Raw genomic sequence first — 25,622 nt, 5'->3', positions numbered from 1 at the left:
TCAAACCGTCAGTGCCTCTACTGCGCGCATCACGCCGCGCAGTTCGGCAAGGCCCTTCAGGCGGCCAATGCAGGAATAGCCGGGGTTCACCTTCTTGCCGATGTCGTCGACGATGGCGTGGCCATGGTCGGGACGCATCGGCACCTGCCAGTCCGCCCTGCCTGCCGCCTTGCGCCGCCGCTCTTCGCCAATCAGCGCCGACACGACCGCCACCATGTCGGTGTCGCCGTCGAGGTGCTCGGCTTCGTGGAAGGAGCCGTCTGGCTCCTTGGTGACGTTGCGCAGATGGGCGAAATGGATGTTTTCGGCGAAGGCCTTGGCCATTGCGGGCAGATCGTTCTGCGCGCCCGCGCCGTAGGAGCCGGTGCACAGTGTCAGCCCGTTTGCCGGCGAAGCGACCGCGTCGAGCAGCGCGCGGGCATCGGCTGCCTTGGAAACGATTCGCGGCAGGCCGAACAGCGAAAAAGGCGGATCGTCGGGGTGGATCGCCATCCTGAGGCCGGCCTCTTCGGCCACCGGCACGATCTCGCGCAGGAAGGCAAACAGGTTTTCGCGCAGGCCTTCGGTGGAGACGTCCTTGTAGAGGTCGAGGGCGCGGCGGAAGCTTGCCCGATCGAAGATGAATTCGCGCGCCGGCACCCAGCCGATCAGGTTGCGCTCCAGCCTTGCCTTGTCGCTTTCGTTCATGGCTTGCAGCCGCGCACGCGCGGCCTCGATACGGGCCGCTGGGTGATCGGCCTCCGCCCCTTCTCGCTCAAGGATGAAGACGTCATAGGCGCAGAGCTCGACGACATCGAAGCGCAGCGCCGTGCCGCCATGCGGCATCGGGTAATCGAGGTCGGTGCGCGTCCAGTCGGTGATCGCCATGAAATTATAGCAGACGGTGTTGATACCGGCGGCGGCGACGGCGCGGATCGAGGCCTTGTAATTGTCGATCAGGCTGCGCCAGTCGCCGCTGCGGGTCTTGATGTCCTCGTGCACGACGATGCTCTCGACCACGTCCCAGGTCAGCCCTGCTGCCTCGATCTCGGCCTTGCGCCTGGCGATCTCGTCTGCCGGCCAGGCGCGGCCGTCGTTGAGGTGGTGCAGCGCGCTGACGATGCCGACGGCGCCGGCCTGACGGACATGGGCAAGCGTCACCGGATCGTCTGGCCCGAACCAGCGCCAGGTCTGTCTCATGGCTTCTCACTCCCTATGCCAAGCGCCGCCAAAGCTGCGGCAGTGCCGCCCCGCCGCAGGCGCTCGAGATGGGCTGCCGTCAGATCGATCAGTGTCATGCGGTGGGAATGGTCCTTGGCGAAGCCGGCGAGATCGAATATCGCTGTCACCGTCTCATCAGCCGGCCGGCTGCCGAGCGCCGTAAGCCGAGCGTCGATCGGGTCGGTAAAATGGGCTTCCGGCAAGGTTTTGCCGCGCGCCTCGCAAGCGGCGATCCAGGCCGCCACCACCAGCATGAGATGCGCGGGCGGGTCACCGGCGCCCAGTCGATCGAGGGCCGAGGCGACGATGCGCTGCGGCAGCTTCTGGCTGCCGTCATTGGCGATCTGCGCCGTGCGATGGGCGAGCGCCGTGTTCGAATAGCGTTCGGCGAGCTGGGCCGTGTAGCCGGCCGTATCGAGCCCGGCGTCCTGCGGCAGCGTCGGGATCGCCTCGGCCCATAGTCCGTCGACGAATTGCCGGATCGCCGGATCGGCAAAGGCGCGGTCGACCGTGTCGTCGCCGCTGAGCAGGCCGAGATAGGCGATTGCCGAATGCGAGCCGTTGAGCAGCCGCAGCTTCATGTCCTCGAAGGGCCCGACGTCGCCGACCATGGTGACGCCGAACTTTTCCCAGGCCGGCCTGCCAGCCGGGAAATCGTCTTCGACCACCCATTGGCAGAACGGCTCGGTCATCACCGGCCAGGCATCCTCGACGCCGAGCTCGACGGCGATACGCGCTCGGTCGGCGTCGGTGGTCGCCGGCACGATACGGTCGACCATGCTCGACGGAAACGCGACGCCGTCGGCAATGTGTGCGGCGAGCCTGGCATCGCCTGAAGCGGCGAGCCTGGCATCGCCTGAAGTGGCGAGCCTGGCATCGCCTGAAGTGGCGAGCCTGGCATCGCCTGAAGTGGCGAGCCTGGAATCGCGCAGCGCGGCGAATTCGACCAGCAGGCGGTGCAGCGTGGCGCCATTGGCCGGAAGGTTGTCGCAGCAGAGCACGGTGAAAGGCTGGATGCCGGCGGCACGGCGGCGCGACAGCGCTTCGGTGAGAAAACCATGCGCCGTCCGTGGCATTTGCGGGCTAGCCAAATCATGGACGATGTCCGGATGGGTGCTGTCCAAACCGCCGCCGGCTGCTCTCAGATAAGCCTTTTCGGTGATCGTGAGCGTGACGATGCGGGTGCGCTGATCGGTCAGGGCGGCGAGCACCGCAGCCGGATCTTCCGGCGCCACCAGCAGCGACAGGATCGAGCCGACGACGCGCAGCTCTTCGCCGATGCTGCTCCTGATCGCCAGCGTGTAGAGGCCATCCTGCGGCGCCAGTGCGTCGCGCGTGTCAGGACTGCGCAAGGACACGCCGACAATGCCCCAGTCCGCCTCGCCCGCCGCCAGGCAGTCGTCGACATAGGCCGCCTGGTGGGCGCGATGGAAGGCACCGACGCCGAGATGGACGATGCCAGGTGCGACGCCGCCGCGGTCGTAGCGCGGAATCGCGACCGAAGCCGGCAGTGCCTTCAGCGTGCTGTTGGAAAGGCGTCTATTGGTCATTGCGCCACGTGTCTGATCGAGATTGTTGGGTCACTGCTGTCAGGCGGCGTAACACCCGATGCCGTCACGCACAATGGGCAATGGCCGACGAAAAGTCATCATACAACAACCCAGTTTTTGTATGTTGACATTATTTCTTTCCAACCCTACCGATGTCCGGATTGGGAGGATTTGCGTGGCCGCATTGACGGATCCGGATTTGCTGTTTGCCGCCGAGGCGCGCCCGCGTTCGCTGGCCCGTGATCTCTACGCCGCGGTCAAGGACCTGCCGATCGTCAGCCCGCACGGCCACACCGATCCGCGCTGGTATGCGCTCAACGAGGCGTTTCCCGATCCGGCGCAGTTGCTGATCGTGCCGGACCACTACATTTTCCGCATGCTGTTCAGCCAGGGCGTTCGGCTTGAGGAGCTTGGTGTGCCGACGCTTGACGGCTCGCCGGTGGAAACCGACGGCAGAACGATCTGGCGGTGCTTCGCCGAGCATTATTACCTGTTCCGCGGCACGCCGACCCGGCTGTGGTTCGACCATGTGCTTGCCCATCTGTTCGGCATCGACGAGCCGCTGACGGCCGCAACCGCCGACCGCCATTACGATATGATCTCGACCTTGCTGCAGTGGGAGAATTTTCGCCCGCGAGCGCTGTTCGAGCGCTTCAACATTGAAGTCATCGCGACGACCGAAGGCGCGCTCGACGATCTCAGATGGCACCAGATGATCCGCGACAGCGGCTGGGAGGGCCGCGTCATCACCGCCTATCGGCCGGATGCGATCGTCGATCCCGACTTCGAAGGGTTCTCGGCCAATCTCGACCGGCTTGGCGAGATCACCGGGTGCGATACCGGCAATTGGACCGGCTATCTCGAGGCGCACCGCCAGCGGCGCGCCTTCTTCAAGAGTTTCGGCGCGACTTCCTCCGATCACGGCCATCCTACGGCCGAAACCGCCAATCTCTCGGATGCCGCCGCGCAGGAGCTGTTCAACCGCATCCGCCGGGGCTCGGACGACGAGCGCGAGCGAAAACTGTTTCGCGCCCAGATGCTGACCGAGATGGCCAAGATGAGCCGCGACGACGGGCTGGTCCTGCAGATCCATCCCGGCTCCTGGCGCAATCATTCGCCTTCTATCTTTCACAGGTTCGGCAGGGACAAAGGCTTCGATATCCCGACCCGCACCGATTATGTGACGGCGCTGAAGCCGCTGCTCGACTGCGTCGGGCTGGAGCGCGACCTCACCATCATCCTCTTCACCCTTGACGAGACCAGCTATGCGCGCGAACTGGCGCCGCTTGCCGGCGTCTACCCGGCATTGAAGCTCGGGCCGGCCTGGTGGTTCCACGACAGCCCCGAAGGCATGCGCCGGTTCCGTGAGATGACCACCGAAACCGCCGGTTTCTACAACACCGTCGGTTTCAACGACGACACCCGCGCCTTTCCATCCATACCGGCCCGCCATGATGTGGCGCGCCGGGTCGATTGCGCATATCTGGCGCGTCTCGTCGCCGAGCATCGGCTCGGCGAGGACGAGGCGCACGAGCTGGCGCAGGAACTTGCCTATACGCTCGCGAAACAGGCGTACCGGCTCTAACGGCGCTTGCCGCCATCGTTCAAAACGGGAGGAAACCAATGCTGCATTTTTCGAGATTGGCGGGAGCTACGCTACTTGCCGCCGCACTGCTGGCCGGATCGGCAAGCGCCCAGACGGTCCTGCGCTCGTCCGACACGCACCCGGACGGCTATCCGACGGTCGAGGCGGTCAAATATTTCGGCGAGCTGGTGAAGGAGCGCACGGCCGGCCGCTATGTGGTCGAGATCTATCCTTCCGCGCAACTCGGCGAGGAAAAGGACACGATCGAGCAGGTGCGTACCGGCGTGATCGATCTCAACCGCGTCTCGATGGCGCCGTTCAACGGGCTCATCCCGGAGACCACCGTGCCCTCGCTGCCCTACATCTTCCGTTCGGAAGAGCATATGCACAAGGTCATGGACGGGGCGATCGGCGACCAGATCGCGGCGGCGTTCGACCAGGTCGGGCTGGTGCTGCTCGCCTTTTACGACGGCGGCTCGCGCTCCTTCTACAATTCGAAGAAGCCGATCAACACCGTAGCCGACATGGCCGGCATGAAGTTCCGCGTCATCCAGTCCGACATCTTCGTCGACATGGTGGCGGCACTCGGCGCCAACGCGACGCCGATGCCGTATGGCGAGGTGTATTCGGCGATCGAGACCGGGGTGATCGACGGCGCGGAGAACAATTTTCCGAGCTACGACACCGCCAAGCACGCGGAAGTCGCCAAATACTATTCGCTCGACGAGCATACGATGGTGCCGGAAGCCTTCGTCATGGCGAAGTCGAGCTGGGACAAGCTGACGCCGGAAGACCAGGCGATCTTCAAGGCGGCCGCCAAGGAAAGCGTCGCCAAGCAGCGCGAGCTGTGGACCGCCAAGGTCAAGGAATCGCGCGCCAAGGTCGAGGCGGCCGGTTCGCAGATCACGACGCCGGACAAGCAGCCCTTCATCGACGCGATGGGGCCGGTCTACGAGAAGCACGTCAAGGACGACAAGCTGAAGGCCATGGTCGAAGCCATCAAGGCCGTGCAGTGATCAAGCGGCGGCGCGGACATTCCGTGCCGCCATCCTCCTGGGGAGAAAACCGGTGACTTCCAGCCCAAAACCAACACCGCTCCTGTCCGGCGTCGCGCAAGTGATGTCGCGCGTCAGCACGGCGGCGCTGTCGATCGCCGGCATCGGGCTGGTGCTGATGACCGCGTTCGTCGCCTGGCAGGTGTTCGGCCGCTATGTTCTGAACCGCTCGCCGAGCTGGACCGAGCCCGGCTCGGTGATGCTGATGAGCTGGTTCATTTTCCTCGGCGCTGCCGTCGGCGTTCGCGAGAACTACCATCTTGGCTTCGACGTCCTGCTCTACGTGCTGCCGAAAGGCGGCAAGCGCTGGCTGCGGATGATTTCGGATATTGTCGCGCTCGCCTTCGGCATCGGCATGATCTGGTATGGCAGCCAGCTGGTCGCATTGACCTGGGGCTCCGTCTTGCCGTCACTCGGCATATCGGGGGGCTGGGACTATGTCCCGCTTGTCGCGGGAGGCGCGCTCATCGTGCTCTTCACGCTGGAGCGCATCGTGCTTCGCCTCTCCGGCGCGCCGATCGACGATGCCCTCGATGAACTGCCGCCGGCCGAAGTCGCGGCCGAACTCGACACCGCCAACGTGAAGGTCTGACGCCATGGAACTGTGGATTCTCTTCGGCGTCTTCACCCTGCTGATGCTTATCGGCACGCCGATCGCTTTCTGCCTCGGCGTCGCAAGCCTCGCCACCGTCCTCTATATGGGCCTGCCGCCGCTCATCGTGTTCCAGCGCCTGAATTCCGGCATGAGCGTCTTTTCGCTGCTGGCCATTCCGTTTTTCATCTACGCCGGCGACTTGATGGTGCGCGGCGGCATCGCCAGCAAGATCGTTGCCTTCGCTGGCTCGCTCGTCGGCCATTTGCGCGGCGGCCTCGGCCAGGTCAACATTGCAACCGCTACACTGTTCGGCGGCATTTCCGGCTCAGCGGTTGCGGAGGCAGCGGCGGTAGGCGGCCTGATGATCCCGCAGATGAAGGCGCGTGGATATGGAGCGGACTACGCCGTCAACGTCACGTCGATGGCGGCACTGATCGCGCTGCTGCTGCCGCCGTCGCACAACATGATCATCTACTCGATCTCGGCAGGCGGAAAGATCTCCATCGCCGATCTGTTCACGGCCGGTATCATCCCGGGCCTGCTACTGGCCCTGTCGCTGATGGTCACCGCCTATATCGTGGCGCGCTCCCGCGGCTATCCGACCGAGGCGTTTCCGGGCTTCACCGCGGTCGCGCATCTTTTCGCCGTCGCCGTGCCCGGCCTGCTGCTGATCGCGATCATCTTCGGCGGCGTGCGATCGGGCGTCTTCACCGCCACCGAGAGTTCCTGTATCGCCGTCATCTATGCGCTGCTCGTGACCGTCTTCGTTTACCGGCAGATGACCTGGGAAGGGTTCGTTCATGCCACCCATGGCGCCGTGCGCACCACGGCTATGGTGCTGCTCATCATCGGCATGGCGGCGGCGTTCTCGTGGCTGATGGCCTTCCTGAAAGTGCCGGCAGCGTTGATAGCCTCCATGAACGCGATCTCGGACGATCCGCTGGTTGTGCTTCTCCTGCTCAACCTCTTGATGCTGTTCCTCGGCACGTTCATGGACATGGGGCCGACGATCATCATTTGCACGCCTATCTTCCTGCCCGTGGCGCAGGCCTACGGCGTCGATCCGGTGCATTTCGGCGTCATCATGATCCTCAATTTCGGCATCGGGCTGAACACGCCGCCGGTGGGCGCAGTGCAGTTCGTGGCATGCGCAGTGGGCAAGATATCCGTCTGGGAATCGATGCGCTCGATCTGGCCATTCTATGGCGCAGGCCTCGTGGTGCTGGCGCTCGTCACTTACATTCCGGCCATTTCGCTATGGCTGCCGAGCGTCTTCAAATAGGGGGTGCGACATGGCATCGGACACGGCCGTCGGGCTCCGCGTCGAACGAAGACCGAAGCTTTCGGAAACCGTCGTCGCGGCGATCCGCAAGCAGCTGCAGGCGGGCGAGATCCAGCCTGGGCAAAAGCTGCCGACCGAGGGCCAGCTGACGGAAACCTTCGGGGTCAGCCGCACCGTGATACGCGAGGCGCTGGCCAAGCTTGCCGCGGACGGCCTGGTCGAGCCGCGCCAAGGCGCCGGCGTTTTCGTGACCGAACATATCTCGACAGCGTTCGGTGCTCTGGCAGCGGAGATGGGCAGCAAGGATTCGATTGCCCTCAACGTGCTCGAAGTCAGGTTGGCGATCGAGATCGAATCCGCCGGGCTCGCCGCCATCCGGCGCAACGCCGCGCAGGAAGCGGCAATCCAGGAAGCCTTCTTCGAGTTCGAACGGCTGCTCCTCAACAGCGAGCCGACTGGACCGGCCGACCTTGCCTTCCACCGCGCAATCGCCAGCGCCACCAACAATCCGTTCTATGTCGAGATGCTCGACGTGCTCGGCCGGCGCGCTATTCCTTGCGATGTGACCTCGCCCTGGTCGACCGAGTTCGCGCAGTCCGACGCCTACCAGCGCGGCCTGCAGCGCGAACACCTGATGATCCTCAACGCCATCTCGGCAGGCGATGCCGAGGCGGCGCGGGAGGCGATGCGCGGGCATCTCGGTGCCAGCCAGCAGCGCTATCGCGAGCGCCTGCACGCGCGCCAGGTTTTTTATGCCGACTCGGTCAAGGCCGCGGCAACGGAATAAGCAATTGAGGCAGCCCCATGGGACAGCAATGAATCACACTGACAATCATACGGATTTCACCTCCCGCTTCGCCATCGATCCTGTTTCTGCCGCAGCCATGGGAACGGACGAGCTGCGACACAATTTCCTGATCGAGGACTTGTTCCAGCCCGGCCGCATCGGCCTGACCTACACCCATTACGACCGCATGATCGTCGGCGGCGCCATGCCCGCCGGTACACCGCTGCCGCTGCAGGCGATCAAGCCGACCGGGACCAAGAATTTTCTTGACCGCCGTGAGATGATCATCGTCAACATCGCCGGTGCAGGCGTCGTCAAAGCCGGCGGCCAATCCTACGAGCTGCAGGCACGCGACATGCTCTATCTCGGCATGGGCACGGATGAGGTGTCGTTCGCTGCGACCAATCCGGCAGCGCCGGCTAAGTTCTACCTGCTCAGCGCGCCGGCGCATCAGAGCCATCCCAACCGGCTGATCCGCATCGGCGATGCCAAGCGGCTCGATCTCGGCAGCCAGGCAACCTCCAACGAGCGCTCGATCTTCCAGTTCATCCATGCCGATGGGGTAAAGACCTGTCAGCTTGTCGTCGGCATGACGCAGCTTGCCTCCGGTTCGGTCTGGAACACCATGCCATGCCATGTGCATGACCGGCGCATGGAGGCCTATCTCTATTTCGACCTGCCGGAGGCGGCGCGGGTGTTTCATTTCATGGGCGAACCGGACGAAACGCGCCATCTCGTCATGCGCAACGAGGAGGCGGTGCTGTCGCCGGGATGGTCGATCCATTCGGGCGCCGGCACCTCGAACTACGCCTTCATCTGGGCGATGGCCGGCGACAATGTCGACTATACCGATGTCGACCTGGTGGCGATGGAGGAGCTCAAGTGAGCGATCTCTCGGCCTTCAGCCTTGCCGGCAAGCGCATCCTCGTCACCGGCGCCAATACCGGCATCGGCCAGGGCATCGCCGTGTCGATCGCGCGCGCCGGTGGCGCGGTGGTCGGCGTCGGCCGGTCGGCGATGGACGAGACGGCGGAGAGGATTGAAGCGGCCGGCGGGCGCTTCGAGGCGGTCCGCTGCGACCTTGGCGACGATGCCGCCGCCCAGGCGATGCTTGACCGCGTCTGGGACGGCACCGGGCCGCTCGACGGCCTGGTCAACAATGCGGGCATCATCCGGCGTGCCGATGCGGTCGACCTCACCGAAGCCGACTGGGATGACGTCATCGGCGTCAATCTGAAGACGGTGTTCTTCCTCAGCCAGAGTTTTGCCAGGCGCGTGCTTGCCGACCCGGGGCGGCGTGGCAAGATCGTCAACATCGCTTCGGTGCTGAGCTTTCAGGGCGGCATTCGCGTCGCCTCCTACACCGCCTCCAAACATGGCGTGCTCGGTATCACCCGGCTGCTTGCATGCGAATGGGCGGCAAAGGGCATCAACGTCAATGGCATTGCGCCAGGCTATATCGAGACCAACAACACCGAGGCGCTGCGCACCGATCCCGACCGCAGCGCTTCAATCCTGGCGCGCATTCCGGCCGGGCGCTGGGGCGCGCCGGAAGACATCGGCGACGCAGCCGTGTTCCTGCTGGCGCCGGCGTCCAACTACATGCACGGCGCGGTGGTGCCGGTGGACGGCGGCTGGCTGGCACGATGAACAACAAAAGGTGAGAGTTTGGCGATGACCGGAACCAAAATCTTCTCGCATGCCGGCGAGGCTGCGTGGACGCCGACGCCGGATGGCAACCGCCGGCGCGTGCTCCTGCACACGGACGAACTGATGATGGTCGAATTCGGTTTCGACAAGGGTGGCGTCGGCGCGCTGCACTCGCACCCGCACGTCCAGGCAAGCTACGTCGCCGAAGGCCGTTTCGAGGTCACCATCGACGGCAGGACCGAGGTCCTGGAAACCGGAAGCAGCTTCATCGTCCCGTCCAACCTTGTCCATGGCGTCAAGGCGCTGGAGGCGGGACGGCTGGTCGACAGCTTCACGCCGCACCGCGCCGATTTCCTCGACTGAGCTGCGGGCCCGAAGATCAGGCAGCCGGTTCTCGGAACGAAAAACCCGCGCCTCCGGAGAGGCGCGGGCGTGTTGCCTGGGCGCTTGTGGCGCCGCGGTACTCAAAACATCACCGCAGAACCTGAACCTGCCGAATGATGGTGAAGATAGGATTAACCGCTCCGAGGCGGTGCGATATTCACAGCCAAAGCGAATAGGGGGCTGGAACGACGGTCTGATATCGGCCAATGAGAGAGAAGTTCGCCTCAGGCGGTGCCCCGGACAGGACCAGAGGGGTCGATAAATGTTCGAATCTGCTGTCCAGGCAATCACCTGGCGATTCGCCGGCGAATTTCGGCAGGTCGTGTCCCCGAAAGTTCTGTAATGCAGGCAGCAGCGAGCATCCCGGCAGAGGATTCCAAGCGGCGCGTCCTCAAGGATGTATTCGGCTTCGATGATTTTCGTCTCGGCCAGGCGGCCGTGATGGAGGCGCTGCTGGCCGGGCATCATGTGCTGGCCGTCATGCCGACCGGCGCCGGCAAATCGCTCTGCTACCAGGTCCCGGCGCTGGTGCTGGGCGGGCTCACCATTGTCGTTTCGCCGCTGGTGGCCCTGATGCAGGATCAGGTCGCCGCATTGCGCCTTGCCGGCGTGGCGGCCGATACGATCAATTCCTCGCTCGACCGCGATACCAATGTCGCTGCATGGCGCCGTGTCGCGGCAGGCCAGACGCGCCTGCTCTATCTTGCACCGGAGCGGCTCATGACCGTGCGAATGCTCGAGGCGTTGACCAAGCTCGATGTCCGGCTGATCGCCATCGACGAGGCGCATTGCATCTCGCAATGGGGACCGGCGTTCCGGCGCGAATACGAAGAATTGTCGAGACTACGTGATATCTTCCTGAAAGTGCCGATCATTGCGCTGACGGCGACGGCGGACGAGGCGACGCGCACCGACATTGCCGCGCAACTGTTCGACGGGCGCGTCGATACCGTGGTGCTCGGCTTCGACCGGCCGAACATCAAGCTAAGCATTGAGCCCAAGCAGGATAGCAAGCGCCAATTGCTAAACTTCGTGCAGCGCCATGCGGGCCGCAGCGGGATCGTCTATTGCCTGTCACGCAAAAAGACCGAAGAGATGGCGGCGTTCCTCGAGCGGAACGGCGTACGCGCGCTCGCCTATCACGCCGGCATGAGCAAGGACACGCGTGAAGCGAATCAAAACGCTTTCATGACCTTGTCCGGCGTGGTGATGGTGGCGACCATCGCCTTCGGCATGGGGATCGACAAGCCGGATGTCGCCTATGTCTTCCACACAGACCTGCCGGGCAGCTTGGAGGCCTATTATCAGGAAATCGGGCGGGCGGGCCGCGACGGGCGGGCGGCCGAGGCACATATGCTCTTCGGTCTCGGCGATATCCGCATGCGCCGGCTTTTCATCGAAGACGAGGACGCGCCGGCTGAGCACAAAAGGCGCGCGCATGGCCGACTCGATACGCTGATCGGTTATTGCGAGACGACGCAGTGCCGCCGTCAGATCCTGCTTGGCTATTTCGGCGAAAGTGCTTCGCCTTGCGGCAATTGCGACAACTGCCTCGACCAGGCGCCGCATGCGGATGGCGAGGCGGAGGCGCGGATCATCCTGGCGGCGATCGCACAGACCGGCGAGCGCTTCGGCGTCGCCCATGTCGTCGATGTCCTGCTCGGCCATGAGACCGAGAAGGTCCTGGACAGGAACCACCACAGGCTTGCCAGCTTCGGCACCTGTGTGGCGCATAAAAAGAGTTTCTTGCTGTCGCTGCTCCGCCAACTCGTCGCGGGAGGGTTCCTGACATTGGACTCAGCCGGCCATGGCGGCGTCGCCATTGCCGAGAAGGGCCGTGCGCTGGCTCGGGGCGAGGCTTCATTCCGGTATCGCTTGGACGCGCGCCAGTCATCGCGAGGCAAGATACGTCCTGAGGATACCGCAGCAGGCACGGAAGGTCTGGATTCGGCGCTGCTGGCCGCGCTCAAGGCTGTACGGCTGCGTCTTGCCCGGGAACGCCAGGTGCCGGCCTTCGTGATCTTTTCGGATCGTACACTGATCGATATGGCCGAACGCTGCCCGCGTGATCTGGACGCCTTCGCCGCGGTCAACGGCGTCGGCGCCGCCAAGCTCAAGGATTTCGGCGAGATATTCCTCGGCGCGATCGCTGCGCATCAGCCCGGTGGATCGGCGTGAGGGTAGCCAAAAATCAAACTCGCAATTGCGCGACACTGCAACAGGTTAGTTTGCCAGGCAGCATTTCTTTGCTTTCTTGCCGCTTCCACAGGGACACGGATCATTGCGTCCGACATGGCGCCAAGGATTTGTGACCGGCGCTGTCAATCTCGACAACTCGTCGAGCCAAGTTTGTTCCGGCAAGGGCGATTGCCAATCTTCCTCGCCAAAATACTCAAGGTGGCTGGTCCATTCCAACGCTTCAAGCACGTCGTCGATATAGCCGAGAGCGGCGCGCTCGAATCGATCCATGTCGTTTGGGCTTTGCTCGGCGGCCAGGAGATCGTCTTCGAAATCGCGGCGGTCGATTACCCCTTCGGGGATGCGGCCGTCGTCCCATGCGCTGTGAACAAGTGACGCCAGATCGCGCAAGCCAAGCAGGGCGATCGCCCCCAGCCAGACGATCCAGGCGAAATCGTCGTCATCGGCCAGCCTCTCGGTGTGGAATCGCTCGAGAAAATCTCGCATTCGGTCACGCTCGATGCGGCCTTCCCAGGTCAGGAAGGTCGCTGCGCCCAAAACTGCATCGCGGACGAATTCATCGACGGAGCGGTCGCTGATCAAGCTGAACAAAGCGTCGGCGTCGCCATCAAATACGCCGGCGACGATACGCGCCATGCTCTCGGTCACCACGTCGCCGAGCAGGTCATCGAGGTCGCGTCCCGGCCGGCGCAGCAGGCGCAACAAGGGCCCGAACGTTCTAGTGTCGCGAGCGCCGCCCAGAATGTAGATGCCTCGCAAGAGCAGCATCTGATCATCCCGCGACAGAGCCTCTCCTTCGGCCGCTCTTGTGACGACGGCACGCAGCGCGGGAGCCGATTCTTCAATCCTCGCTATGCAGTGAATGATTGCGACATCCGGCAATTGCTGCTCGTTTGCCACGGCATGTAGTTGATCTTCTATCGGACCGAGATCGAAGCCGGGCTTGCCCCGGCCAAGGACGGAGTCCAGTGCTTCTTTCTTCATGGCATCCTCGCTGCCGTTCGCGCTTGCCAAATCTACGACAGGCCGGCTGCCTTTCAACAGTTCATCCGCACAAACGGCAAATTCCTGTGCAGAAAGTACCAGACGGGGCGAGTTCGATCTCGACACAGCTCTATCCTGAACTGACCTGTGGGGGACGAGGATCGGCCAGCAGCCAAGCAACCATGAGCGAATATCAATACTACGAGTTTCGGGCGGTCGACCGCCCACTCAGCGAAGCGGATCGTGGGGACTTGCGCGATGTGTCGACGCGGGCGCGGATTACGGCCACGAGCTTCACGAATTTCTACGAGTGGGGCGACTTCAAAGGCGATCCGGTCGCGTTGATGCGGCGTTGGTTCGATCTTCATCTCTATTTGGCGAATTGGGGCACCCACCGGCTGATGATCCGGTTTCCAGCGCGATTAATCGACCGGCAGCGTCTCGAGGGATTCCTGCATGCGGTCGATTGCCTCGAGATCAGCACGTCCGGCGAGAACCTGATCGTCGACATCCTGTGCGAAGAACTGGAACCTGCGGACGATTGGGATAATTGGGACGACGACTCGCACTGGCTCGAAGCACTGGCGCCGCTGCGCGCCGACGTGCTCGGCGGCGATCTGAGGCTTTTCTACCTGCTGTGGCTGAAGGCGGCCGAGATCGGTTCCGTCAAGCCGGACGAGGCGGAGCCTTTGCCGGGGATCGGCCCGATGACGCCCGCGCTCGACGCTTTCGCGCGCTTCTTTCAGCTCGACGCCGACCTCGTCGCTGCGGCGGCCGAGCGTCCCGCCGGCACGACAACGGAATTGTCGCCGGATATGGTCCGGCGTTCAGTCGGCGCCTTGTCCGATCATGAAAAGACGACGCTGCTCGTTCGTCTCGTCGACGGCGATCGGCATGTTGAAAACGAGCTTCGGGCGTTCGTCCGGAATCGCTCGATGTTGAAAGTCTCTGTTGGAAGCCCCATGGCCACTGTTCCGCGCTCGGCCGGCGAACTGCGAGCCCGTGCCGAGGCGATCCGTCAGGCCCGCGAGCGCGCGCAGGAGGAGCAACGAGAGGCTGAAAGAAAACGGCAGGCGGCGGAAGAGGCGCGCGCCCGCCGTATTCGGCTCGATGCGCTCTCGCGGCGCGGCGAAAGCGTCTGGCGTGAGGTGGAGAGCGAGATCGAACGCCGCAACCCTCCCGGCTACGATGAGGCCGCCAGCCTTCTGCTCGACCTCAAGGCAATCGCCGAGGAATGTGGCACGACCCACGATTTTGCTCGCAGGCTGCAGGCGATCCGCGATCGGCATATCCATAAGAGGCGTTTTATCGAACGGCTAAGAGACGATTAGCACCGGCTTCGTCTCGCCGCTGCAATCGCAGCCTCCTGCTGCCGCAAGCGCTCGATCTTCGCACTCTGGCGGGCAGCCACGGTCGAGGCGACACGCTGCCCTCCCAACAGCCAGCCCGGAATGTTGGTGTGGACGACTTTGCCACGAGCGATGGCTGTCGCCGACATTTCGTCGGCGACAGCGCCCATCGCCACGTTGAGCTCGACGCAACTCATATTGTCGTATTTCGCAGCATCAAAGGATGCCGGCAAAGGCGATGCGCAACTTCCGACAAACATGAGGCTGCATATCAGAGGCGTGGACGTGGAGATCGCCTTCATTCCCTTATCAAGCACATTGATGCCGGACGGGCGGATTTTCGGAGGGTTCTCGATCTAGGGCCGCGAAGCACTCGCGAGGTTCCGCGTAACTGAAGCATGTGACCTCTACAATACTCTGTGCTGACCGACCTGTTTGTCTTCAAAGAATTCCGAGAGAGCCGCTGCCGTCTTGTCGGGGTGCTCTTCCGGGAAAAAGTGCCCGCCTTGGACAGCGCATCCTGCCACTCTGTCGGCCCATTTCCTCCAGATGGCCAGCGGCCCGCCTTCTTGCACATACCAGTTCTCCAGGGCGCCTTCGCCACTCCATAGCGCCAGTAGCGGACAGTCGATGCGACGACCGTTTGCGCGGTCCAGCGCGTCATGTTCACGATCGATCGTCGCAGCGGCGCGATACTCTTCGCAGATGGCATGAATATGCGCGGGATCGCGAAGCGCATCAACATAGGCGTTCCTGACCTCTTTGGAGACCATTTTCGCCGACGATCCCCAGTGCGTAATTGCATCGTCGACGACAGCATCGGGAGCCGCGCCGATCAGACGCTCCGGCAGGGGCTCCGGCTGCGCAAGAAGGCTCCAGGGCCAGAAGCCGAGCGCCAGTCTGGCATCCGCCCGATCCCACGTTGCGGCGGTGGGGATGATGTCGAGGACGGCGATTTTGAGCACTTTGTCGGGATGGTCGAGCGCCAGGCGATAGGTAACCCGCCCGCCGCGATCATGCCCGGCAACCATGAACCGCTCAAACCCCAGCTGCTTCATGGCCTGAACCATGTCGCCGGCCATGGCGCGTTTGGCGTATGGGCTATGATCGGCAGAGGAAATCGGACATCCGCTTTGCCCATAGCCTCGAAGGTCGGCGGCGACCACCGTGAAGCGGAGCGCCAAGGCTGCGGCGATATCCCTCCACATCAGATGCGTTTCTGGAAAACCGTGAAGAAGCAGCAGCGGCGGACCGGTGCCTCCGACCCTTGCGAAAATCGTCGTATCGTCCAGTCGTAGGCTGGTGGCTCTGAACCCTGCAAACACCGTCAGCTTCCTCCGCGCCCTTAGGAAAGCTCCCTAAGGGCGCTAACGGCCGCCTGGGGCGAAAACCCCGGCCGCGATGGCCAGGGTTCAAGCCGGCCAGTTGCTAGAATCGAAACCAGACCCAGACGCGCCTGCGGAAGCACCGCCTGCGCCGATAGCCGTTTCGCCAGTAAACGCGACAGACCCTTCTCCAAGCGCGCCGGCGGCGCCGGCGCGGCCGGTGCCACCGGCGATGATAGACTGGTTGCAACTCTGCTTGAGTTTCATCGTCGTCGAAGGTCTCGACATCCGGCGCCTCGAGTTCATCGAGAATGCCGCTTCTGGCAGTTGGAACGCCGGCCACTGCGTTGATTGGCCGAACTGTGCTTGCAAGGGCCGCGGCCCCGGCAATGCCAAACATTCCTGTCAAAAATAGTCGCCGATCCATGGAAACCTCCCAGTCTTCAACCAGCGATAGAACAAGCTAACGATGGTGAGATAGCGCAGTCGGTGCAAACGCCTAGTGCCGCACGGCGATTGGCGGTGGTCCGGTCGGCCGGAGGGTGTTGCCTCGTCCTCGAAGTGGGATGGCTACCTCGATCGACAAACACCCGGAGCTTTCTGAACGGATGGCGGGCCGAAAACAATGAAGATCGAATGACGTCTACGCCATAGCCACGCAATTTCACGCTACTCGCGTTGCAAGGAGGCTTGACTGCCATCCTACCAGAAGGTAGGTAAAAGTATGAGCAACTTGTCTACCACCTCTGATGACATCCTGGCTTGCGCACGTTCACTGATCGTCGCTGGCGGCTACAACGGTTTCAGTTATGCCGACATCGCTGATGTGGTCGGGATCCGTAAGGCGAGCATCCATCACCATTTCCCAAGCAAGGTCGATCTGGTTCGGACGCTGGTTGCGCGGTATCGCGAAGAAACTGAAGCGGGGATGGCAAATGTCGAACTTCACGAATCCGATCCGCTCGAACAGTTGCGGATCTATGCCGGGTATTGGGAAGCCTGCATCGCGAACGCCAGCGCCCCGTTTTGTATCTGCGCGCTGTTGGCAAGCGAGCTCCCCGTGCTGCCCAAGGAAGTTGGCCTTGAGGTCCGGGCGCATTTCCGCTCGCTGTCGGCTTGGCTGACATCGGTGATGGAGCGCGGTGCGCGGCACGGCCAATTTCGACTGATGAGTACCCCTCGTGCCGAGGCTGAAGCGTTCATGGCGACCGTTCACGGCGCGATGCTTTCAGCACGGGCCTATGACGATCCGAAGATATTCGGCGTCGTGACAGGCCCGCTCCTGGAGCGGCTTGCTCTGCGTTCCCTCCAGATACGACCCTAAGACCTCAACTAACCATAGGCGTAACGACTCTGCGACGTTCGTCGAGAGTCCCTACCTACTAGTCGAAAGGACGATCCAATGACGGTTCACAATGGCGATCTTTCCCGCGCCAGCCAGGAACAATGGCTCAAGCTCTATTACTTCGCTCGGACGGCGTTCTCGGCTGCCTGGGTGGCGGCTGCCTTTACGGTGGGACAGCATTCCGGGGTGGTCGCGGCGGTTTTGCTCGTGGCTTATCCTGCGTGGGATGCCCTGGCCAATTTTGTCGACGCATCGCGCAGCGGAGGATTGGGACAGAATCGCACCCAGGCCATCAACGTCGTGGTCAGTGTGGCGACAACGCTCGCGGTCGTTGTTGCGCTGAAGATGAGCATGAATTGGGTGCTGGGCGTGTTCGGCCTATGGGCGATCCTGTCCGGCCTGCTTCAACTCGGCACCGCCGTCCGCCGTTGGAAGAGCTCTGGTGCGCAGTGGGCGATGGTCCTGAGCGGAGGGCAATCAGCACTGGCAGGCACGTTTTTCATCGCGCAGGCGCGGATGCCGATGCCGCCATCGATCACCAACGTGGCCGGCTATGCCGCAGTAGGCGCCCTCTACTTCCTGGTTTCGGCGGTGTGGCTGAGCGTGAGCCAATTGCGGCGGAAGGCTGCATAGGCCCGCGATCTTAAGCCATTACCGGCGCGATGAGAGATGCTGTTACCTATGGGTCCGGAATGGACACATTCCGAAGTGGCGGAGAGGGAGGGATTCGAACCCCCGATGGGCTTGCACCCATGCCGCATTTCGAGTGCGGTGCATTCGACCACTCTGCCACCTCTCCGCGGTCATGGTCCGCCGTTGCCGGCGCGGCGCACTAGATAACGGCTGGACAGGCAGGTTACAAGGGCCAATCTGCCCCGGCGCCGCAGCTTCTGTCCGTGCTTCCTTCGAGCCTCCGGCAGCCGCTGCTCGATATTTGCTAGGACTGGGCTCAACCCATTCGCAGCTTGCCCGCGGCGCTTGCCTTGACTCAAGCCGAACCTTCGGTTAGGGACAGCGCGCAATCGGCGTGGAGGGATCTTCCGCGCCGCTTGTTTTTTGAACCCGCAGACTGACAAAAAGACGGCCGAACCGCCTGAAGCGGTTCATCAAGGCCGACCGAACAGCGAAAGGCAAAAAATGTTCGCAGTCATCAAAACGGGCGGCAAGCAGTATCGCGTTGCCGCCAACGATCTCCTGAAGATCGAAAAACTCGAAGCCAATGTCGGCGACATCGTCGAGATCGGTAATGTGCTCGCGCATGGCGAAGGCGAAAACGTCACGTTCGGCGCGCCGTTCGTGGATGGTGCGATGGTCACCGCCGAAGTCGTCGAGCAAGGCAAGAACCGCACGGTCATCGCCTTCAAGAAGCGCCGCCGGCAGAATTCGCGCCGCAAGATCGGCCATCGCCAGCTTTTGACCACCGTCAGGATTGCCGAAATCCTGCTGGGTGGCGCCAAGCCGGCGAAGAAGGCCGCCGCCAAGACCGAAGCGAAGGCCGAAGTTGCAGCCAAGACCGAGGCGAAGGCTGAAGCCGCGCCGAAGGCAGCAGCGAAGGCAGAGGCTGCGCCGAAGAAGGAAGCCAAGGCCGAGACGACCGTGGACAAGGCTGCCGAAGCCGCCGCGCCGTTGTTCAAGGCGCCGAAGGGCGAGCCGGACGACCTGACCGTGATCAAGGGCATCGGCCCGGTCGCCGCCGGCCAGCTCAACGAACAGGGCATCACCACCTTTGCCCAGATCGCCAAGCTGTCCGACAAGGACGTCGCCAAGATCGACGAGCACATGCCGTTCAGCGCCGACCAGATCAAGGACTGGCGCGAGCAGGCCAAGGAATTGGCGAAGAAGTAGAACGAACCGGCGCAATCGTCGCCGGATCGGACTTGAAACGGAACGCGAACGCGTTCATAAGATCGTTTAGGCGCCTCGCGGCGCATCGGAGTAGTTAGATGGCACACAAGAAAGCTGGCGGATCGTCGCGCAATGGTCGCGACTCCCATTCCAAGCGGCTCGGCGTGAAGAAGTTCGGCGGCGAAGCCGTGATTCCGGGCAACATCATCATTCGTCAGCGTGGCACGACGTGGCATCCCGGCACCAATGTCGGCATTGGCACGGACCACACGCTGTTTGCGCTCGAAGCTGGCGCAGTCACCTTCAACAAAAAAGCCAATGGCCGAACCTACGTATCGGTGAACCCGATGACGAAGGCAGCGGAGTAGCCGGTTCCGCACGAGAACACCGGCACCCATCTCGGGAACCGGTGTCTGGCCAAGCCAGGAAATGGATCAGGGGAGATGGGTTTCCATCTCCCCTTTTTCTTGTGCCTGGAGGACTTTGATATGGTTGCCGAAGCGGAAGCGACAGACGACGAAAGTTACACGATAGATTGCCCGGTCCTGGTCACCGAGCGGCTGGTTATGCGTGCCCCGCGTGAGAGCGACATCGAGCAATTGGTGGCGCTCGCCGACAACCGCCATGTCGCGGAAATGCTGGCCCGCATGCCGCATCCCTATGGCGAGGCGGAGGCACGCGCTTTCCTGGCCATGACGGCATCGCGCCGGGCCGGAATCGCCTATGCGCTGACGCTGGCCGGCACCGAGACCTTCGTCGGCTGTGCCGGGCTCAACACCACGGATCGTGGGCTGGAGCTCGGCTACTGGATCGGCGAGCCGTACTGGAAACGCGGCTACGCGACGGAGGCAGCGCACGCACTGGTCGACCTTGCCTTCCAGAGAACCACGATCCAGGTGCTGCACGCCTCGACGCGGGTTATCAATCCGGCCTCGCGCCGGGTCATCCACAAATGCGGCTTCCAGTATGCCGGCCAGGGCATGCTGAATTCGATCGTTGCCGGTCAGGTGCCGGTCGAGCGCTACCGCCTCGATCGCAAGACCTGGACCAGCCTGCGGAACTGGGTGCATTTTTGATGGATGCGGCTCACGTCATCTCGAGCCAGATCGGCAAGTGATCCGAACCGGCCGCTTGCCGGTCGACCCACAGGCGCCTCAGCGATTTGGCAAGCGAGGCGCTGGTGAAGATGTAGTCGATGCGCTTGTAGCGGCTGGTATCGCCCGGCCGCTTGGGGTCGACCCAGGTGACGAGATCGGCGCCGGCAGCGCCGAGGCGGGTGGCAGCATCGATGGCGAGGTCGGCGGTCACCGGCATGCCGAATTCATGGTCAGGCTGGCCGGCGAGTTCGACATGTTCCGGCGATCCGGCCAGCATGTTGAAGTCGCCCATGACGACGAAGGCTTCGGGACAAGGCAGGTCCGGCAAGCCGATCTCGGCGACGCCGGAGAGCCCGCCGCCCTCGAGCGGGTATTTCAACAGACGCTGGCGCAGAAAGCGGATCTGGCTCAGCCGTTCAACCGGGCTACGGTGGTCGAGATGGGTGGAATAGAAGCGGATCGGACCAAGCGGCGTTTCGATCAGCGCCTCCAGCGCGCCGCGCTGGAAGTTCATCGCCTCGACACTGCGGCTGCGCGGCAAAAGGAGATTGCGCGACAGATGGATCGGCGTCCTCGACAGCACCATGTTGCCGAGCTGGAAGGTGGTCGTGATGGCGCGGCCGTTCTCCAGGCGCGAGCCGGCGTCGGCTTCGAAATTGCTGCCGTAGACGGCAAAATAGTCGGGCAGCGCCTCGCCGAGGTCGGCCACCATGTCGCGGCCGCCATTCTTCGGGTTGGCGCGGGTGACCTCCTGCAGCGCGATCACGTCGGCGCCGCGCACGGCATCGGCGATACGGCCGACATCATAGCGGGCGTCGAGGCCGACGCCGTAGTGGATATTGTAAGTAACCAGCTTCATTCCGACATCTCGCGCTTGGAAAGCCGAGGATCGATTTTCGGCAAGGGTCAACCAAATGCTACGCGTCCAGAGCTACGCGCGACGGTACAGTAGCAAAAACGGCCCTCGCCCTTCGACCCGCCTTGGTTTAGAGCAATCCCGCAAAGCCAATAGCAGAAACCATACAATCCGATGAAATTTCTCGATCAAGCCAAGGTCTACATCCGCTCCGGCGACGGCGGCGCCGGTTCGGTGTCGTTCCGGCGCGAAAAGTTCATCGAGTTCGGCGGCCCGGACGGCGGCGACGGCGGTCGCGGCGGCGATGTCTGGGTCGAGGCGGTCGATGGGCTGAACACGCTGATCGACTATCGCTACCAGCAGCATTTCAAGGCCAAGACCGGGACGCACGGCATGGGCCGCAACATGACCGGCGCCAAGGGTGCCGACGTAACGCTGAAAGTGCCGGCCGGAACACAGGTCTTTGCCGAGGACAATGAGGCGCTGATCTGCGATCTGACGGTCGTCGGCCAGCGCTTTCTGTTGGCCAAGGGCGGCAATGGCGGTTTCGGCAACCAGCACTTCAAGACCTCGACCAACCAGGCGCCGCGCCGCGCCAATCCCGGACTGCCGGGCGAAGAGCTCAACATCTGGCTCAGGCTGAAGCTGATCGCCGATGCCGGCCTTGTCGGGCTGCCCAACGCCGGCAAGTCGACCTTCCTGGCGGGGGTCACCGCGGCCAAGCCGAAGATCGCCGACTATCCCTTCACCACGCTGCATCCGGGCCTTGGCGTGGCCCGCATCGACGGTCGCGAATTCGTCATTGCCGATATTCCGGGCCTGATCGAAGGCGCGCATGAAGGTGTCGGCATCGGCGACCGCTTCCTTGGCCATGTCGAGCGCACGCGTGTCCTTCTGCATCTTGTCTCGGCGCAGGAAGAAAATCCGGCCAATGCCTACAAGACCGTGCGTGCCGAACTCGAAGCCTACGGCAACGGCCTGACCGACAAGGTCGAGATCGTCGCGCTTTCCCAGGTCGACATACTCGATGCCGACGCACGCAAGAAAAAGACCGCCTCGCTGAAACGTGCCGCCGGCCGCGCGCCGATGCTGCTTTCGGCAGTCACCGGCGAAGGCGTCGAGGCGGTGCTGCGCGCGCTGATCGCTGTGGTGGCCGATGCACGCGAGGCTGTCGCTGCGCCGGTCGAGACGCGCTGGAACACATAGCCATGGCCGCGCAATCGCTGAAAAATTATCGGCGCATTGCCGTCAAGATCGGCTCGGCGCTGCTTGTCGACCGCACGACGGGCCTGAAGCGCGACTGGCTGGCCTCGCTTGCGGACGACATCGCCGTGCTGGCCAATGGCGGCGCCGAAATTCTCGTCGTGTCTTCGGGCGCGATTGCACTTGGCCGCACCATTCTCGGCCTCGGCAAGCGGGCGCTGAAGCTCGAGGAGAGTCAGGCGGCGGCCGCCGTCGGGCAAATCGCGCTGGCCGGCGCCTGGTCGGATGCGCTCGGCAAGAATGGCTTGAAATCGGGCCAGATCCTGCTGACGCTCGGCGACACCGAAGAGCGCCGCCGCTATCTCAACGCGCGGGCGACGATCTCGACACTGCTCAAGATGAAGGCGGTGCCGGTCATCAACGAGAACGATACGGTGGCCACCTCCGAAATCCGCTATGGCGACAACGACCGGCTGGCGGCGCGCGTCGCCACTATGATGGGCGCCGACCTTTTGGTGCTGCTCTCCGACGTTGACGGGCTCTACACGGCACCGCCGGCGCGTGACCCGCAAGCTCGATTCATTCAGGTCGTCGACCGCATCACCCCCGACATCGAAGCGATGGCGGGTGCCGCTGCTTCGGAATTGTCGCGCGGCGGCATGCGCACCAAGCTCGACGCCGGCAAGATCGCGACCGCCGCCGGCACCGCCATGATCATCACATCGGGCACGCGGCTGTCGCCGCTGCTGGCAATCGAGCGCGGCGAGCGTGCCACCTTCTTCCGGCCGAGCGCCAATCCGGTCAAGGGCTACAAGACCTGGATCGCCGGGCAGCTCGAACCGGCCGGCCGGCTGACCGTCGATGCCGGCGCCATCGGCGCGCTGCTCTCCGGCAAGTCGCTGCTGCCGGCCGGGGTCAAACTGGTCAGCGGCAATTTTGCGCGTGGCGACACGGTGGCGATCCTGTCGCCCGAGGGCCGCGAGATCGCGCGCGGGCTGGTTGCCTATGATGCCGCCGATGCCGTAAGGATCGCTGGGCTGAGGACGACAGAGATCGAAACCGTGCTCGGCTACGAGGCGCGTTCGGCGATGATCCACCGCGACGATCTTGTGGTGAGCCATGCCGGTGGCGAGCAAGTAGTCGGTGACCAGGTTACATAGCGGAGGATGAGCCATGCTGACGCTGCATGAAAAATCCCGGGATGATACCGTGGCGCTGATGGCCGATATCGGCCGCCGCGCGCGTGCCGCGGCCCGCCCGCTGGCCATCGCTGCGGCCGAGCGCAAGCACGCGGCGCTGTTCGGCATGGCTCAGGCGATCCTTCGGCATGAGCAGGACATCCTCGACGCCAATGCCATCGACATCAGAAATGGCAGGGAGGCTGGCCTATCGGCAGCGTCGATGGATCGGCTGAAGCTCGATCCCGCCCGCATCCGCGCCATGGCAGACGGTATCAGCGAGATCGCCGGGTTACGCGATCCGGTCGGCGATGTCATTGCCGCATGGGACCGGCCGAACGGGTTGCATATCGAACGGGTGCGCACGCCGCTCGGTGTCGTCGGCGTCATCTATGAGAGCCGGCCTAACGTGACCGCCGATGCCGGCGCGCTCTGCCTCAAGGCGGGCAATCCGGTGATCCTGCGCGGCGGCTCGGATTCGGCGAATTCTTCCGCCGCTATCCATGCCTGCCTGGTCGAGGGGCTGAAGGCAGCCGGGCTGCCGGAGGATGCCATACAATTGGTGCCGACTACCGATCGCGCCGCCGTCGGCGAAATGCTGAAAGGACTTTCCGGCAATCTCGAGGTCATCATTCCGCGCGGCGGCCGCAGCCTGGTCGAGCGTGTGCAGAACGAGGCGCGGGTGCCGGTCTTCGCGCATCTCGAGGGCATCTGCCATCTCTATATCGACCGATCGGCTGATCTCGACATGGCGGTCAAGATCGCGGTCAATGCCAAGATGCGGCGCACCGGGGTGTGCGGTGCTGCCGAGACGCTGCTGGTCGACCGTGCCGCCGCCGGCACGCACCTGGTGCCGATCCTCGAGGCCTTGCGGGCGGCAGGCTGCGAGATCCATGCCGATGCCGAGGCGCTGAGGCTTTATGCCGATGCCCAGCCCGCGACCGATGCAGACTGGGTGACCGAGTATCTCGATGCCATCATTGCGGTGAAGCTGGTCGACGGCATTGGCGGCGCCATCGAGCATATCGAGACGTTTTCCTCGCATCACACCGAGGCGATCATCGCCGAGGACGCCACAGCGGTCGACCGGTTCTTCAACGAGGTCGATTCGGCGATTCTTCTGCACAACGCCTCGACCCAGTTTGCCGATGGCGGCGAGTTCGGCATGGGCGCCGAGATCGGCATCGCCACCGGCAAGATGCATGCACGCGGGCCGGTCGGCGTCGAGCAACTGACCTCGTTCAAATATCGCGTGCGCGGGTCGGGACAGGTGAGGCCTTGAATCCGTCCACAGTCCGAGCCTGAGAGGCGTGCGCCCAGCCACCCCCCTCTGTCCTGCCGGACATCTCCCCCTCAAGGGGGGAGATTGGCTGTCATTTCTGATTTCGCCAATCGGCGGCGTTGCAAGATTTGCGCCTGCGATGAAGCTGACAATCTCCCCCCTTGAGGGGGAGATGCCCGGCGCGGCAGAGGGGGGTGCCTGACGCATGCTTGCCTTGTCCGAACATGCCATATCCTCCCGCTATCTCAAGATGCCGCATGCCGGGAAAGGCGTGGCGGTCGGGCTGTTCGGCGGTTCGTTCAACCCGCCGCATGCCGGCCATGCGCTGGTCGCCGAGATCGCACTCAGACGCCTTGCGCTCGATCAGCTGTGGTGGATGGTGACGCCCGGCAATCCGCTCAAGAATGCCGGAGACCTGGCGCCGCTGGCCGAGCGGCTGCAGCTATCCGAAAAGATCGCGAAGAACCCGAAGATCAAGGTCACCGCATTCGAGGCGGCCCACCGCGTCCGCTTCACCGCCGACACGCTGGCGCTGGTCAAGGCGCGTAACCCGGGCGTCGATTTTGTCTGGATCATGGGCGCCGACTCGCTTCGCGACTTCCACCGCTGGCAGCGCTGGCGCCGCATCGTCATGACGTTCCCGATCGCGGTGGTCGACCGACCAGGCGCGACGCTGTCGTTCCTGTCGTCGGTGGTCGCCAAGACCTTCGACTATGCCCGCGTCGACGAGGGCGACGCACCGCGGCTCGCCCGCATGACGGCGCCGGCCTGGACCTTCATCCACGGCCCGCGTTCGTCGCTGTCGTCGAGCGCGATCCGCAAGGTGGCAAAGGGCTGAACCGGCGCGGAAGGCAAGTCCGGTGATGTCGCT

25 protein-coding genes and 1 tRNA gene are annotated in these 25,622 nt (G+C 63.5%); 19 read left to right on the top strand and 7 right to left on the bottom strand.

Features of this window, described 5'->3' with window-relative positions; all coding sequences use genetic code 11:
* Both uxuA and X773_RS60775 read right to left on the bottom strand, forming a co-directional pair.
* Positions 1–1,179, bottom strand: coding sequence for a mannonate dehydratase (gene uxuA / locus X773_RS60780; RefSeq protein WP_023678094.1), 1,179 nt, complete (start codon positions 1,177–1,179; stop codon positions 1–3).
* On the bottom strand, positions 1,176–2,750 hold the full coding sequence (locus X773_RS60775) for a mannitol dehydrogenase family protein (RefSeq protein WP_023678093.1): 1,575 nt from the start codon (positions 2,748–2,750) through the stop codon (positions 1,176–1,178). Before X773_RS60775 ends, uxuA begins: the two co-directional genes overlap by 4 nt.
* Before the next feature lie 175 nt (positions 2,751–2,925).
* Here X773_RS60775 and uxaC point away from each other — a divergent pair, with 175 nt between their 5' ends.
* The 9 genes from uxaC (at position 2,926) to recQ (ending at position 12,266) form a co-directional block, all read left to right on the top strand.
* Positions 2,926–4,335 carry a glucuronate isomerase gene (gene uxaC / locus X773_RS60770; RefSeq protein WP_023678092.1) on the top strand — a complete coding sequence of 470 codons (1,410 nt, stop codon included), beginning with the start codon at positions 2,926–2,928 and terminating at the stop codon, positions 4,333–4,335.
* Positions 4,336–4,373: 38 nt separating this feature from the next.
* Positions 4,374–5,351 carry a TRAP transporter substrate-binding protein gene (locus X773_RS60765; protein ID WP_023678091.1) on the top strand — a complete coding sequence of 326 codons (978 nt, stop codon included), beginning with the start codon at positions 4,374–4,376 and terminating at the stop codon, positions 5,349–5,351.
* 103 nt (positions 5,352–5,454) lie between these two features.
* Positions 5,455–5,982 carry a TRAP transporter small permease gene (locus X773_RS60760; protein ID WP_023678090.1) on the top strand — a complete coding sequence of 176 codons (528 nt, stop codon included), beginning with the start codon at positions 5,455–5,457 and terminating at the stop codon, positions 5,980–5,982.
* Between the two features lie 4 nt (positions 5,983–5,986).
* Complete coding sequence (locus tag X773_RS60755) at positions 5,987–7,267, top strand: TRAP transporter large permease (RefSeq protein ID WP_023678089.1); 1,281 nt, start codon at positions 5,987–5,989, stop codon at positions 7,265–7,267.
* 10 nt (positions 7,268–7,277) lie between these two features.
* Positions 7,278–8,054, top strand: a complete 777-nt coding sequence (locus tag X773_RS60750) for a FadR/GntR family transcriptional regulator (RefSeq protein ID WP_023678088.1) — start codon at positions 7,278–7,280, stop codon at positions 8,052–8,054.
* A gap of 28 nt (positions 8,055–8,082) precedes the next feature.
* On the top strand, positions 8,083–8,940 hold the full coding sequence (kduI, locus tag X773_RS60745) for a 5-dehydro-4-deoxy-D-glucuronate isomerase (protein WP_023678087.1): 858 nt from the start codon (positions 8,083–8,085) through the stop codon (positions 8,938–8,940).
* Positions 8,937–9,704 (top strand): 2-dehydro-3-deoxy-D-gluconate 5-dehydrogenase KduD, encoded by a 768-nt coding sequence (kduD, locus tag X773_RS60740; protein WP_023678086.1) that lies wholly within the window; start codon positions 8,937–8,939, stop codon positions 9,702–9,704. The genes kduI and kduD overlap by 4 nt, the downstream gene beginning before the upstream one ends.
* Before the next feature lie 24 nt (positions 9,705–9,728).
* Complete coding sequence (locus tag X773_RS60735) at positions 9,729–10,067, top strand: cupin domain-containing protein (RefSeq protein WP_023678085.1); 339 nt, start codon at positions 9,729–9,731, stop codon at positions 10,065–10,067.
* Between the two features lie 363 nt (positions 10,068–10,430).
* Positions 10,431–12,266, top strand: a complete 1,836-nt coding sequence (gene recQ / locus X773_RS60730) for a DNA helicase RecQ (RefSeq protein ID WP_023678084.1) — start codon at positions 10,431–10,433, stop codon at positions 12,264–12,266.
* 45 nt (positions 12,267–12,311) lie between these two features.
* Here recQ and X773_RS78175 read toward each other — a convergent pair whose 3' ends face one another.
* Positions 12,312–13,397 (bottom strand): DUF1186 domain-containing protein, encoded by a 1,086-nt coding sequence (locus X773_RS78175; RefSeq protein WP_156937374.1) that lies wholly within the window; start codon positions 13,395–13,397, stop codon positions 12,312–12,314.
* A gap of 56 nt (positions 13,398–13,453) precedes the next feature.
* Between X773_RS78175 and X773_RS0138295 the strand changes: the two genes are divergently transcribed.
* On the top strand, positions 13,454–14,602 hold the full coding sequence (locus tag X773_RS0138295) for a hypothetical protein (protein WP_031212060.1): 1,149 nt from the start codon (positions 13,454–13,456) through the stop codon (positions 14,600–14,602).
* Here X773_RS0138295 and X773_RS0138290 read toward each other — a convergent pair.
* On the bottom strand, positions 14,599–14,817 hold the full coding sequence (locus X773_RS0138290) for a hypothetical protein (protein ID WP_245274746.1): 219 nt from the start codon (positions 14,815–14,817) through the stop codon (positions 14,599–14,601). The two genes, X773_RS0138295 and X773_RS0138290, sit on opposite strands and share 4 nt — an antisense overlap.
* Before the next feature lie 210 nt (positions 14,818–15,027).
* Positions 15,028–15,945 (bottom strand): alpha/beta hydrolase, encoded by a 918-nt coding sequence (locus X773_RS60720; protein ID WP_023678082.1) that lies wholly within the window; start codon positions 15,943–15,945, stop codon positions 15,028–15,030.
* 724 nt (positions 15,946–16,669) lie between these two features.
* Here X773_RS60720 and X773_RS60715 point away from each other — a divergent pair.
* Both X773_RS60715 and X773_RS60710 read left to right on the top strand, forming a co-directional pair.
* Positions 16,670–17,269, top strand: a complete 600-nt coding sequence (locus X773_RS60715) for a TetR/AcrR family transcriptional regulator (protein ID WP_023678080.1) — start codon at positions 16,670–16,672, stop codon at positions 17,267–17,269.
* Positions 17,270–17,347: 78 nt separating this feature from the next.
* The gene (locus X773_RS60710) at positions 17,348–17,923 is read left to right on the top strand and encodes a DUF308 domain-containing protein (protein WP_023678079.1); all 576 of its coding nucleotides are present in this window, start codon (positions 17,348–17,350) and stop codon (positions 17,921–17,923) included.
* A gap of 76 nt (positions 17,924–17,999) precedes the next feature.
* Here X773_RS60710 and X773_RS60705 read toward each other — a convergent pair.
* Positions 18,000–18,089, bottom strand: a tRNA-Ser gene (locus tag X773_RS60705).
* 338 nt (positions 18,090–18,427) lie between these two features.
* On the opposite strand from X773_RS60705, the gene X773_RS60700 reads away from it, so the two are divergent.
* The 3 genes from X773_RS60700 (at position 18,428) to X773_RS60690 (ending at position 20,211) form a co-directional block, all read left to right on the top strand.
* Positions 18,428–19,135 carry a 50S ribosomal protein L21 gene (locus tag X773_RS60700; RefSeq protein ID WP_023678078.1) on the top strand — a complete coding sequence of 236 codons (708 nt, stop codon included), beginning with the start codon at positions 18,428–18,430 and terminating at the stop codon, positions 19,133–19,135.
* A 98-nt stretch (positions 19,136–19,233) separates the two neighbouring features.
* Entirely contained in the window at positions 19,234–19,503 is a 270-nt protein-coding gene (gene rpmA, locus X773_RS60695; RefSeq protein ID WP_023678077.1) for a 50S ribosomal protein L27, read from the top strand.
* 120 nt (positions 19,504–19,623) lie between these two features.
* A complete protein-coding gene (locus X773_RS60690; protein ID WP_023678076.1) occupies positions 19,624–20,211 on the top strand; it encodes a GNAT family protein in 588 nt (195 codons plus the stop codon).
* Between the two features lie 10 nt (positions 20,212–20,221).
* Here X773_RS60690 and X773_RS60685 read toward each other — a convergent pair whose 3' ends face one another.
* Positions 20,222–21,091 (bottom strand): endonuclease/exonuclease/phosphatase family protein, encoded by an 870-nt coding sequence (locus X773_RS60685; RefSeq protein WP_023678075.1) that lies wholly within the window; start codon positions 21,089–21,091, stop codon positions 20,222–20,224.
* 171 nt (positions 21,092–21,262) lie between these two features.
* Between X773_RS60685 and obgE the strand changes: the two genes are divergently transcribed.
* From obgE to X773_RS60665, 4 genes are all read left to right on the top strand, one after another.
* A complete protein-coding gene (gene obgE / locus X773_RS60680; protein WP_023678074.1) occupies positions 21,263–22,294 on the top strand; it encodes a GTPase ObgE in 1,032 nt (343 codons plus the stop codon).
* Positions 22,295–22,296: 2 nt separating this feature from the next.
* The gene (proB, locus tag X773_RS60675) at positions 22,297–23,451 is read left to right on the top strand and encodes a glutamate 5-kinase (RefSeq protein WP_023678073.1); all 1,155 of its coding nucleotides are present in this window, start codon (positions 22,297–22,299) and stop codon (positions 23,449–23,451) included.
* Positions 23,452–23,464: 13 nt separating this feature from the next.
* Complete coding sequence (locus tag X773_RS60670; RefSeq protein WP_023678072.1) at positions 23,465–24,751, top strand: glutamate-5-semialdehyde dehydrogenase; 1,287 nt, start codon at positions 23,465–23,467, stop codon at positions 24,749–24,751.
* Positions 24,752–25,001: 250 nt separating this feature from the next.
* Positions 25,002–25,589, top strand: a complete 588-nt coding sequence (locus X773_RS60665) for a nicotinate-nucleotide adenylyltransferase (protein ID WP_031212055.1) — start codon at positions 25,002–25,004, stop codon at positions 25,587–25,589.
* The last annotated feature ends 33 nt before the right edge of the window (positions 25,590–25,622 follow it).

Source organism: Mesorhizobium sp. LSJC280B00 (genome assembly GCF_000502835.1).
Lineage (GTDB): Bacteria > Pseudomonadota > Alphaproteobacteria > Rhizobiales > Rhizobiaceae > Mesorhizobium.
The sequence above is the reverse complement of the archived record's forward strand: the minus strand, read 5'-3'. Positions and strand labels throughout refer to the sequence as shown.

Bases quoted from the DNA above. Each gene is read 5' to 3' on its own strand.
- uxuA (WP_023678094.1), bottom strand. From the start codon at position 1,179: ATGAGACAGACCTGGCGCTGGTTCGGGCCAGACGATCCGGTGACGCTT.
- X773_RS60775 (WP_023678093.1), bottom strand. From the start codon at position 2,750: ATGACCAATAGACGCCTTTCCAACAGCACGCTGAAGGCACTGCCGGCT.
- X773_RS60765 (WP_023678091.1), top strand. From the start codon at position 4,374: ATGCTGCATTTTTCGAGATTGGCGGGAGCTACGCTACTTGCCGCCGCA.
- X773_RS60760 (WP_023678090.1), top strand. From the start codon at position 5,455: ATGTCGCGCGTCAGCACGGCGGCGCTGTCGATCGCCGGCATCGGGCTG.
- X773_RS60755 (WP_023678089.1), top strand. From the start codon at position 5,987: ATGGAACTGTGGATTCTCTTCGGCGTCTTCACCCTGCTGATGCTTATC.
- X773_RS60750 (WP_023678088.1), top strand. From the start codon at position 7,278: ATGGCATCGGACACGGCCGTCGGGCTCCGCGTCGAACGAAGACCGAAG.
- kduI (WP_023678087.1), top strand. From the start codon at position 8,083: ATGAATCACACTGACAATCATACGGATTTCACCTCCCGCTTCGCCATC.
- X773_RS60735 (WP_023678085.1), top strand. From the start codon at position 9,729: ATGACCGGAACCAAAATCTTCTCGCATGCCGGCGAGGCTGCGTGGACG.
- recQ (WP_023678084.1), top strand. From the start codon at position 10,431: ATGCAGGCAGCAGCGAGCATCCCGGCAGAGGATTCCAAGCGGCGCGTC.
- X773_RS0138295 (WP_031212060.1), top strand. From the start codon at position 13,454: ATGAGCGAATATCAATACTACGAGTTTCGGGCGGTCGACCGCCCACTC.
- X773_RS0138290 (WP_245274746.1), bottom strand. From the start codon at position 14,817: ATGAGTTGCGTCGAGCTCAACGTGGCGATGGGCGCTGTCGCCGACGAA.
- X773_RS60715 (WP_023678080.1), top strand. From the start codon at position 16,670: ATGAGCAACTTGTCTACCACCTCTGATGACATCCTGGCTTGCGCACGT.
- X773_RS60710 (WP_023678079.1), top strand. From the start codon at position 17,348: ATGACGGTTCACAATGGCGATCTTTCCCGCGCCAGCCAGGAACAATGG.
- X773_RS60700 (WP_023678078.1), top strand. From the start codon at position 18,428: ATGTTCGCAGTCATCAAAACGGGCGGCAAGCAGTATCGCGTTGCCGCC.
- rpmA (WP_023678077.1), top strand. From the start codon at position 19,234: ATGGCACACAAGAAAGCTGGCGGATCGTCGCGCAATGGTCGCGACTCC.
- X773_RS60690 (WP_023678076.1), top strand. From the start codon at position 19,624: ATGGTTGCCGAAGCGGAAGCGACAGACGACGAAAGTTACACGATAGAT.
- X773_RS60685 (WP_023678075.1), bottom strand. From the start codon at position 21,091: ATGAAGCTGGTTACTTACAATATCCACTACGGCGTCGGCCTCGACGCC.
- obgE (WP_023678074.1), top strand. From the start codon at position 21,263: ATGAAATTTCTCGATCAAGCCAAGGTCTACATCCGCTCCGGCGACGGC.
- proB (WP_023678073.1), top strand. From the start codon at position 22,297: ATGGCCGCGCAATCGCTGAAAAATTATCGGCGCATTGCCGTCAAGATC.
- X773_RS60670 (WP_023678072.1), top strand. From the start codon at position 23,465: ATGCTGACGCTGCATGAAAAATCCCGGGATGATACCGTGGCGCTGATG.
- X773_RS60665 (WP_031212055.1), top strand. From the start codon at position 25,002: ATGCCGCATGCCGGGAAAGGCGTGGCGGTCGGGCTGTTCGGCGGTTCG.